This window comes from Clostridium liquoris (assembly GCF_002995785.1).
GTDB lineage: Bacteria > Bacillota > Clostridia > Clostridiales > Clostridiaceae > Clostridium_AO > Clostridium_AO liquoris.
This window is the reverse complement of sequence record NZ_PVXO01000036.1, coordinates 113,329-123,565: the sequence shown is the minus strand read 5'-3', so window position 1 is coordinate 123,565 and position 10,237 is coordinate 113,329. Positions and strand designations below refer to the sequence as shown.

Annotated in this window: 8 protein-coding genes; 4 read left to right on the top strand and 4 right to left on the bottom strand. The window is 30.8% G+C overall.

Annotated elements, in window-relative coordinates; all coding sequences use genetic code 11:
- Positions 1 to 311: ATP-binding protein (locus tag CLLI_RS07140; protein WP_170063662.1), on the top strand; the 311-nt coding region annotated here is incomplete at its 5' end.
- A 76-nt stretch (positions 312 to 387) separates the two neighbouring features.
- Here the strand turns inward: CLLI_RS07140 and CLLI_RS07135 are convergent.
- On the bottom strand, positions 388 to 1,575 hold the full coding sequence (locus tag CLLI_RS07135) for a restriction endonuclease subunit S (protein WP_106063533.1): 1,188 nt from the start codon (positions 1,573 to 1,575) through the stop codon (positions 388 to 390).
- A gap of 40 nt (positions 1,576 to 1,615) precedes the next feature.
- Positions 1,616 to 3,073 (bottom strand): type I restriction-modification system subunit M, encoded by a 1,458-nt coding sequence (locus CLLI_RS07130; RefSeq protein ID WP_106063532.1) that lies wholly within the window; start codon positions 3,071 to 3,073, stop codon positions 1,616 to 1,618.
- 551 nt (positions 3,074 to 3,624) lie between these two features.
- On the opposite strand from CLLI_RS07130, the gene CLLI_RS07125 reads away from it, so the two are divergent.
- Complete coding sequence (locus tag CLLI_RS07125) at positions 3,625 to 5,628, top strand: oxidoreductase (protein WP_106063531.1); 2,004 nt, start codon at positions 3,625 to 3,627, stop codon at positions 5,626 to 5,628.
- A gap of 82 nt (positions 5,629 to 5,710) precedes the next feature.
- On the opposite strand, the gene CLLI_RS07120 is transcribed toward CLLI_RS07125, so the two are convergent.
- A complete protein-coding gene (locus tag CLLI_RS07120) occupies positions 5,711 to 7,384 on the bottom strand; it encodes a M3 family oligoendopeptidase (protein ID WP_106063530.1) in 1,674 nt (557 codons plus the stop codon).
- 50 nt (positions 7,385 to 7,434) lie between these two features.
- A complete protein-coding gene (locus CLLI_RS07115; RefSeq protein WP_106063529.1) occupies positions 7,435 to 7,935 on the bottom strand; it encodes a nitroreductase family protein in 501 nt (166 codons plus the stop codon).
- A 120-nt stretch (positions 7,936 to 8,055) separates the two neighbouring features.
- On the opposite strand from CLLI_RS07115, the gene CLLI_RS07110 reads away from it, so the two are divergent.
- Together CLLI_RS07110 and CLLI_RS07105 are read left to right on the top strand one after the other, a co-directional pair.
- Entirely contained in the window at positions 8,056 to 9,978 is a 1,923-nt protein-coding gene (locus CLLI_RS07110) for an ABC-F family ATP-binding cassette domain-containing protein (RefSeq protein WP_106063528.1), read from the top strand.
- Between the two features lie 76 nt (positions 9,979 to 10,054).
- Positions 10,055 to 10,228 carry a CDIF630_02480 family spore surface protein gene (locus CLLI_RS07105; RefSeq protein ID WP_106063527.1) on the top strand — a complete coding sequence of 58 codons (174 nt, stop codon included), beginning with the start codon at positions 10,055 to 10,057 and terminating at the stop codon, positions 10,226 to 10,228.
- The last annotated feature ends 9 nt before the right edge of the window (positions 10,229 to 10,237 follow it).

Here is a 10,237-nt window from a genome sequence, read left to right as displayed (position 1 = left end):
ATTTACTTATACTTGATGAATTAGGGCTTAAAAAACTCAATCAAAATAGTGTTGATGACTTTTATGAAATAATATCTAGAAGATATGAAAATGGTTCAATAATTATCACTTCAAATAAAGTTTTTGAGGAATGGGCCAGAATTTTTTATGACCCTGTATTGGCAACTGCAATTTTGGATAGATATGTTCATCATTGTCATTTTGTCGTAATTAAAGGTGAAAGTTATAGAATGAAACAACGAGAAGGTATTATTAAATCAATGTCAGAGGGAAACACTGATAATATTAAAACTGATTCCAATTTAAAATAGTTTATTTTTTTATACTTTTAGGTGGGGAAAAATTCTTCCCCAAAGTGGGAAGTTTTTATTGACAATAACATCTATTTTAATTAAATAATTCTCCATTAAATGCTTTTTGCATCAATGAATTAAAGTTGTCCTCCAATTCTTTTAAGCTTTTCTCCATTTCAAATTTCAATTTGTCGATTTGATTGACGAAGGCGGCAAATTGGTTTTGGAGATCTAGTGGTGGAACAGGAATAGATAACTTAACAAGCTCCTTACTTCTAATTCCTTTTACTGTACTACCTGATGATTTCTTCCACATTTCACTTTGAAATTCATTGGATAATAATGCGTATTCTAAGTATTCAGGAACAATATTTTCCAAAGTCTGCATTGTAATCAATCTTTGCCCTACACAAAATTTTCCTATTATTTCTGGTATTCTACATACATTGCCTAATGGTGCCTCTGTTGTAAATAGAATGTCATTTGCCTTTGGAATTCCTCTAGTCATTACATCATCATAATTTTCACTTGGAATATACTCTCTAGGTTCAAATGAAAATGAATGATTTTTTACATTTTTTGCTGTTATGAGTGGTATTCCTTCATCAGATTTTTCTGGTGTTTTCCCTCTATAATCAATAAAGTTACACATTTCTGAAAGCATATACAAATCCTTCTTTTTCGATAGCCATTCTCCAAACATCCCTATAAATCTCGATTTAACTAACACATCCAAAACATCTATTTGGGCTTTTCTTTTGTCTATTAATTCTTGAGATTTGTCTAATAAGTTTGCTATTTTTTTTTGTATTTCTAATTTTGGTAAAGTTATTTCAGTATTTAATAAATAATCATTTAACTTCAAATTTATTATTCCAGTAGTTTTATTTTGAAACTTTATTACTTGTTTTCTATTATATAAATCCTTTAATAAATATAACACATACTTTGGATATACATTGTTTATGGGTCTTAAAATTGCTGTGAAATTGTTACATATATATTTTTCATTACTATCTACATCAAATATTACAGTTCTGCCAACTGGTTGAGTAGGACTTCCACCTGATTTTTCAATTATTATATCTCCTAATTTTAGCACTTTATTTTGAAATTTTTCTAAATCTATTTTTCTCTCAACAATATTGTTTAAATCTAATCTTCCTAGATTGGTAAAATTAGTTGTTCTAATAACCTTAGTACCTTTTTCTCCTTCCCTTAATTCTTCTCCCCATTCTCCACTTATAGGTTTTTCAAATATATCCGCTAATTTATACTTCATTTTATATACCTCATCTTCTTCTAAATGAAACTCGACTTACTTAACCCTCAATCATTCTTTCTAATTCATCTATTCCATCAGTTATTTCTTTTTCAAGTTTTTTAACTCTCTCCAAAATAACCTTGGGTTCATCATAATGTACTTCCTCGTACTCTATTTCCTTATATTTATTAATAGAAAGGTCATATCCATTTTCTCTTATTTCTTCCACTGGTACAAAAAAACTTTGTTCTGTTCTCTTTCTATGTTCTTCTTTGTCCAAATTATTAAATCTTTCTATTATATCTGGTATATCGTTATCTTCTATAGGATTTCTTTTATCATCTAAAGAATATCCATCTGCTTTCATATCATAGAACCAAACTTTATCTGTTCCACCGGTACCTGTTTTAGTGAATATCATAATTGCGGTAGATACTCCTGCGTATGGTTTAAATACGCCACTTGGCATGGATATTATAGCTTCAAGTTTGTTGTTATCAACTATTTCACGTCTTATATCCTTATGTCCTTTTGTTGAGCCAAATAATACTCCATCTGGAACTATTGAAGCACATCTTCCACCTGTTTTTAATATCCTTAAAAATAATGCTAAAAATAACAGCTCTGTTTTCTTTGTTTTACTAACTTTTAAAAGGTCAGCGGATACCGCTTCATAATCTAAGCTGCCTTTAAATGGAGGGTTGGCCAATACCAATGTATATTTTTCACTATCCTTATTGGTTTCTGAAAGTGAATCCCTATACTCAATATTAGGATTGTCCACTCCATGAAGCATCATGTTCATAGCACCAATTCTAAGCATAGTTCTATCCATATCAAAGCCATTAAACATTTTATTGTTAAAATGTTCTTTTAAGCCTTGAACTAAGAATAGATCACTATGCTTTTCTCTTAAATATTTTTCAGCTCCTACCAAAAATCCTGCTGTTCCCATAGCTGGATCCACTATAATATCTTCCGGTGTTGGCTTCATTAATTCAGCCATCATTTTTATTATGTGTCTTGGAGTTCTAAATTGACCATTTGTACCTGCTGTTGCTACCTTAGATAAAAGGTATTCATAAAGATCTCCTTTAGTATCTTCATTCTCTATTTCAAGTTTATCTATTGCGTCAACTATTTTAGATAGCATAAGCGGAGTGGGTATTTTAAACATGGCATCTGACATATATTTTGAGTATGCAGATTGTTTATCATTATGAATATTCTTTATGAAAGGGAAAACTTCCTCCGATACAATTCTATACATTTCCCCTGCTTCTTCATTTTTGAATTTACTCCATCTCAAATATTGCTTATCACTTGGAAACATTCCTTCAAAAGGTATTCCAAGCAGCTCTGCATCGCTTTCTCTTAATGTCTCATTATCATCTAAATCTTTTATAAATAAAAAATATGTAAATTGCTCTATAACTTCTAATGGATTGGTGATACCACCAGTCCAAAATGTTTCCCATATTCTATCTATTTTACTTTTTAATTCACCTGTTATCATTAGTTGCCTCCAAGATATAAAATATAATTGCATCAGCCTATATTAATGCAATTATATTATAACCATATTTTTTTATGTTTTCTATAGTTTTTGACAACATAAGAATTCAATCCGTATGGAATTAAATGTACCAATGTATTTTTTATTAATTCATATTTTATTAGTGTATTATTACAAAGTGATCCTTATTATGCTAATTAATTTTTAAAAGCTCATATAATTAAGTAATATCTTGAAAAATCGTTTACTTTATATAGTTTGCTTATAAATTGCAACTATTTAGCTTTAAATTGTATAATTCATTAAGATATGGCATTTATGTGCTATTAACATTATGTTGTTTTAAGTAGTATTATTTAGTTAATAGCTACTTCTTTTTAATTTTTATTATTTTGGAATTTTTATTTTCCTTTAATTTATATTTGTTTAAAATATGATATTAACTTTGCTGATGTATTTTTGTTTTGCATAATGTAATCATTCATATGTTAGTAAAGTAAAATATAAAAACCTAATTCTTAAATTTAAAAATATATGAGGGGGTAAGTAGTATGAAAAACAATTCTTTGTTTAAACCTATTAAAATAGGTAAAGTAGAAGTAAAAAACAAGATCTCAATGGCACCTATGGGAGCTTTTGGACTTGTTGATAATGAAGGATGCTATAATCAAAGAGCTATTGACTATTATGTAGAGAGAGCCAAAGGTGGTACAGGTCTTATTATAACGAGTATTACAAAAGTTGAGAACGAACTGGACAAAGTTGTACCTGGCATAATCCCAACTGTCTCAATAAACCCTGGAAGATTTTTAATGACTTCTACAGAAATGACAGAACGAGTTCATGCTTATGGTTCAAAAATATTTTTACAGTTAACAATGGGTTTTGGACGAAGTGGTGCACCTGGAACACTTTTAACATCTCAGCCTGTTTCTGCTTCAGATATTCCAAATTATTGGGATCCAACTGTTACCTGTAGAGCACTTACAACTTCAGAAGTAGAATGGGTAGTTCAAAAATTTATTGAAAGTGCCATTATTGCAAAAAAAGCTGGATTTGATGGTGTAGAAATACATGCAGTACATGAAGGATACCTACTTGACCAATTTACACTTTCAATATTCAATAGAAGGACAGATAAATATGGTGGAGATTTACGAGGAAGACTTGAACTCCCTATAGAAATAGTACAAGGAATCAAGGCTGCAGTAGGGGAAGATTTCCCTGTTGGCTTAAGATATAGTGTTAAAAGTTGTATAAAAGACTGGAGACAAGGTGGGCTTCCAGATGAAGATTATGTTGAAAAAGGCCGTGATTTAAAAGAAGGACTTGAAGCTGCAAAAATTCTTGAAGAAGCAGGATATGATGAACTTAATACAGATGTAGGAACATATGATGCATGGTACTGGTCTCATCCACCTGTTTATCAAAAAAATGGATTATATCTTCCATATACTAAAGAATTGAAGAAAGTTGTAAATATACCTGTTATAGTTGCAGGAAAACTTGGCATACCTGAAGATGCTGAAAGAGCCCTTGATGATGAAGCTGCCGATATGATCGGACTTGGAAGACCACTTCTTTCAGATCCATACTGGCCTAAAAAAGTTCTTACCGATCATCCCGAAAGAATTCGCCCATGCATTGGCTGCCATACTGGATGCCTTGGAAGAGGATTCGAAGGAAAACCTTTAAGCTGTGCAGTAAACCCTGCTGCTGGAAGAGAAAGATATTATGAAATAAAACCTGTTCTTGAATCAAAGAAAGTAATGGTAGTCGGTGGAGGAGTTGCAGGAATGGAAGCTGCTATAACTGCCACAATGAGAGGTCATAAAGTTACAATTTATGAAGGCACAAATGAACTAGGCGGTGAAGTCATTCCAGGTTCAGTACCTGATTTTAAAGTAGATGATAGAAGATTAATCGCTTGGTACAAAAATGAAATTAAAGAACATAAAATTGAAGTAGTTTTAAATACAAAAGTAACAGAGGAGCTTGTAGAAAAGGAAAAACCCGATATTGTCATTATTGCAACAGGTGCAAAAGAAATTAGGTTAAGCTTACCGGGTATGGAAAAAGATAAAGTTGCAACAGCAGTTGAACTTTTAAATGGCAAAAAGAAAGCTGGCGAAAATATACTTATGGTAGGCGGCGGACTTGTTGGATGTGAAACAGCTCTTTACCTTGCAAAACAGGGTAAGAAAGTTACAATTGTTGAATCAAAGGACAACATACTGAGTGCTGGAAAACCAATTCCACATATGAATAAAATTATGCTTATAGATCTCCTTAAGAAATATAATGTAAAAACTATTACAAATAACTCTTTACTTGAAGTAACTGACGATGGTGCTGTACTTATTAGCAATGAATTTAAAAAGCAGAACGTATCCGCTGATACTGTTGCAATAGCTGTTGGTTTTAAATCTGATAGGGAATTATACAACAAGCTTCATGGGAAAATTGCTGATTTGTATATAATTGGTGATGCATACCAAGCTGCTAATATAATGGATGCTATCTGGAGTGGTAACGAAATTGGTCTTAACTGCTAACTATGCCACATAGGATACCTATGAGAATGTCCCACTCAACATGACAAAAAGCCTAGGAATCAAATCTTCCTAGGCTTTATTGTTATCTTAATTTATTCAATTCTTCTTTAACAAAACTCATAAGTTCTTTTATCATCTCTTCTGAGAAATCGAATTTAATTCCCGCTGCTTTATATACCTCATTAATCTCTACAGAACTTCCAAGTGAAAGTGCTTTTTTATAATCTTCTATGGTTTTTTTAGGATTTGCATTATAGTTTCTCCATATTTGCAATGCTCCAAGCTGTGCCATAGCGTATTCTATATAATAAAATGGCACTTCATAAATGTGAAGTTGTTTTTTCCAGTAATGTTTCAATTCCTCCTCAAATCCAGTAAAATCTACTGTAGGAAATTGAAATTCTTTAGCCATTTCTAAAAACTTATTATTTCTTTCTTCAGCAGTGCACTGAGGATTTAAGTATAAAAAGTGCTGGAATCTGTCCACTAATATACCCCAAGGTAAAAATGTTATTATACCTTCTAGCTGTTCTCTTTTTGCTCTCTTTAATTCTTCTTCGTTTTTATAGAATATATTCCATCTATCCATAGTAATAAGTTCCATGCTCATGCTGGCAAGTTCTGCAGTTTCACTAGGCATATCCCTATATTCATATAATTTTATATTTGATGTTAATGTGTTGTGTACGGAATGTCCTCCTTCATGGGCAAGGGTTACTAAATCGTCATGTGACTCTGCTCCACTCATAAAAATACAAGAAACTTTGCTTACAGGAAAATAATCACAAAATCCCCCTGGTGATTTTCCCCTTCTGCTTTCTAAATCAAGTGTTCCTTCCTTCTTCATTTTAACTAATGTATTTTTGAAAACTTCATCCTTTTCTTCGAAAATGCTTATTACACCATCTACAAGCTTCTCTATATCATGATATGGTTTTAATGGTTTTTCCCCTATGTTTATTCCTTCTAAATCCCAAGGTCTATAATTATCTACCTTTAATTCATTCTTGTGATTATTACGTATTTCTGAAGCCACCGGAACTACGTATTTTAATACAGAATTATGGAAATTCAAGCAATCCTCTGGAGTATATGAGAATCTCTCTAACTTTTTAAACATATATTCTCTAAAGTCTTTACAGTTTGCATTTTTAGCTTTTTTATCTCTAATTTTTATAAGCTTATCCATTATTTCATCTAGCTTTTCCTTATCTTGAAGCCTTCTTTTTTGAACTAAAGTCCAAGCTTTTTCACGAATAGCTCTATCTGGATCTTTTAAATATTTGTTCATTTGCTGTAGAGTTTTTTCTCCACCTTCCCAATTTACTGTCATGTTTCCTGTTATGCTATAGTATTCAGTAGATAATTTAGATTCTTCTATTTCTAGGGGAATATTTTCTTCTCTAAACAGCTCAATAGAATTTACACATTTCTTTATTAATAAATCATATTTTGAGGGCAATTTATCTCTAAATTTATTTTCATAAAAGCATTTGTCTAATTCTGCTGAGTATTTTTTTACCAATGGCATTACTACTTCTTCATCATAATCATAAGCCTTTTTCAATTCTTCATTATTGTTATCTCCATTAAATGCAAAATAATTTCTTCCTGTATTTTCTTTTACTTTATCAAAAAGCTTGCTCCTATCCTCTAACCAATTCTCTAATTCATCTACCCCTTCTATTTTTCTCAATAAAAGTTCACTAAATTCTTTCTCTAATTGTTTAATATCTGTTTTATAAGCCTTTGTCATGTATATCCACCTCTATTATGTTAAAAACTTGTATATAATTATAACACATATTACCATTTATTTATGTGTATTTTTTCTTCATCATATCTATTAACAGGCTGCTTTTCTTCTCCTGGATATCCTACAGGAACTATGCATAATGGCTTTATATTTTCAGGCAGCAATAAGATATTTTGTAAAGCCTTTACTCTTTCTTCAATAGGATAAACTCCTACCCATACAGCACCCAATCCCAAAGACTCTGCTGCTATTAAAATATTTTCTGCTGCTGCGGAGCAATCCTCAACCCAAAAGCCCTTAAATACTTCCTTATTTTCATCTCCACACACTATTATTGCCATACTGGCTTCCTTTAACATCTGGGCATAAGGGTGTATTTCTGTAATACTATTTAGAATTTTTTTGTCCTTAACCACCACAAACTCCCATGACTGTTCATTCACAGCAGAAGGTGCTGCCATAGCAGCCCTTAATAATTGTTTAATTAATTCATCCTCCACAGGTCTATTAGTATACCTTCTTATACTCTTTCTATTTAATATATTCTTCATGTATTTTCCCCCTACATATAAATATTTTGAGATTTATGTTCCCTCATGATATAATTCTAATGACTAAATTCAATGTTATCAAGTACATAATGATAAATCTATAATAAAGGCGGTAATAAAATGAACTTAATATCTGTAGAAAATTTAAGTAAAAGTTATGGAGAAAAAACTTTACTTAATAATATTAGTTTTGGCATAGATGAAGGAGATAAAATAGGTATTATAGGAATAAATGGTACTGGTAAGTCTACTCTACTTAAAATAATTGCAGGTATAGAAAACTATGATACCGGTAATATTATTCGGAAAAATAATATGGTTATAGAATATCTTCCCCAAAATCCTTTTTTTGATGAAGAAGCTAATGTAATTCAACAGGTTTTTAAGGGTACATCTCCTTTAATGGAAACCATAAGGGATTATGAAGAATGTTTAAAAGAAGTGGAATTAAATCCTCATGAGGAAATTTTGCAAAAGAGACTTATGAATTTAACTTCAAAAATGGATGGTCTAAATCTTTGGCAAATAGAAAGTGAAGCAAAAGCCATATTAACTACCTTTGGGATTACAAATTTTTTTGAAAAGATTAAGAATCTGTCTGGAGGTCAGAAAAAGAGAATTGCTCTTTGTTCTTCTTTAGTAAATCCTAGTGATCTTTTAATTTTAGATGAACCTACTAACCATATGGATAATGAAATTATAAGCTGGTTAGAGGAATATTTAAATAAAAGAAAAGGTGCCTTGCTTATGATTACCCATGATAGATATTTCCTAGATAGAGTAACCAATAAAATATTTGAAATAAGCAAAGGTAATCTTTACAGCTATACTGGAAATTATAGTGTATTCTTAGAAAAAAGATTAGAAAGGGAAGAGTTAGAACAAGCTTCTGAATCAAAACGTCAAAATCTCCTAAGAAGAGAACTAGAGTGGATAAAAAGAGGTGCTAAAGCTAGATCAACAAAACAAAAGGCTAGAATTGATAGATTTAATAAGCTTTCTGAAGAAAAAGTTGATCTAAATAATGATAAATTAGAAATATCCACTTCTTATACAAGACTTGGTAAGAAGGTTATAGAACTTAAAAATATAAGTAAATGTTTTTCAAACAATGTATTAATTAAAGATTTTAGTTATATAGTTTTACCTGATGACAGAATAGGAATAGTTGGCCCTAATGGAATAGGAAAATCTACTCTTATTAATATTCTAGTTGGAAATTTAGAACCAGATAAAGGGACTATAGATGTAGGCGAAACAGTAAAAATTGGTTACTTCTCTCAAGAGTGGAAGCCTATAAATGAAGAGTTAAGAGTTATTGAATACATTAGGGAATCTGCGGAATTCATAACTACATCTGATGGAACAAAAATATCTGCTTCTCAGATGCTTGAAAAATTCTTGTTCACTCCAGAAATACAGTGGACCCCTATAAATAAACTTTCTGGCGGAGAGAAAAGAAGGCTTTATCTTTTGAAAGTATTAATGGAATCTCCAAATGTATTGCTACTGGATGAACCTACCAACGATTTAGATACTGAAACTTTAACTATTTTAGAAGATTACCTTGAAAGCTTTAATGGTGCAGTGATTACTGTTTCTCATGATAGATACTTCTTAGATAAAGTAGTAGATAAGATCTTTGTTTTTGAAGGTCAAGGAGTAATTAGAGAATATACAGGAAACTATACAGAGTGTTGGGAAAAGATAAGAGATAAAAATTTTAAAAATAATGAAGAAAAATTGAACATAGAAAAAAGCAATATAAAAAATAAGGATACTGAAGAAAAGAAGAAGGAAAAGCCTTTAAAGTTTTCATATAAAGAAAAATTAGAATATGAAGAAATAGAAAGCGTTATTGAAAAGCTGGAAGAAGAATTATGTGCAGTAGAAAAAGATATAGAGCAGTATAGTTCTGATTTTAAAAAGCTGGAGGAATCCTTAGAAAAAAAGAAAAAATTAGAAAAACTTCTTGAGGAAAAGATGGATAGATGGGCATATCTCAGTGAACTAGCTGAAAAAATAGAACAGTCAAAAATGTAATATATAATATAGTATAACTTTTCACTCCCTGTAGAATAATAATTTTGAACAATTATTTTATTACAGGAGGGTTACTATGGTTAATAATACAATAAAGGTAAATACAACAACTAAAAAAATTCCAATAGAGCAACACAACACTGCTGCTTGGGCAAACATAGAATCTATGAAACCTATATCTCAGGTTACTGTACCTAGTGAAATGGAAACTTTTAATGCTAAGGAATGGGTAGATTCTAATCAAAAATAAAATATATAT

Excerpts from the sequence above, each read along its gene's own strand:
- CLLI_RS07135 (WP_106063533.1), bottom strand. The coding sequence starts at position 1,575 with ATGAAGTATAAATTAGCGGATATATTTGAAAAACCTATAAGTGGAGAA.
- CLLI_RS07120 (WP_106063530.1), bottom strand. The coding sequence starts at position 7,384 with ATGACAAAGGCTTATAAAACAGATATTAAACAATTAGAGAAAGAATTT.
- CLLI_RS07105 (WP_106063527.1), top strand. The coding sequence starts at position 10,055 with ATGGTTAATAATACAATAAAGGTAAATACAACAACTAAAAAAATTCCA.
- CLLI_RS07125 (WP_106063531.1), top strand. The coding sequence starts at position 3,625 with ATGAAAAACAATTCTTTGTTTAAACCTATTAAAATAGGTAAAGTAGAA.
- CLLI_RS07115 (WP_106063529.1), bottom strand. The coding sequence starts at position 7,935 with ATGAAGAATATATTAAATAGAAAGAGTATAAGAAGGTATACTAATAGA.
- CLLI_RS07110 (WP_106063528.1), top strand. The coding sequence starts at position 8,056 with ATGAACTTAATATCTGTAGAAAATTTAAGTAAAAGTTATGGAGAAAAA.
- CLLI_RS07130 (WP_106063532.1), bottom strand. The coding sequence starts at position 3,073 with ATGATAACAGGTGAATTAAAAAGTAAAATAGATAGAATATGGGAAACA.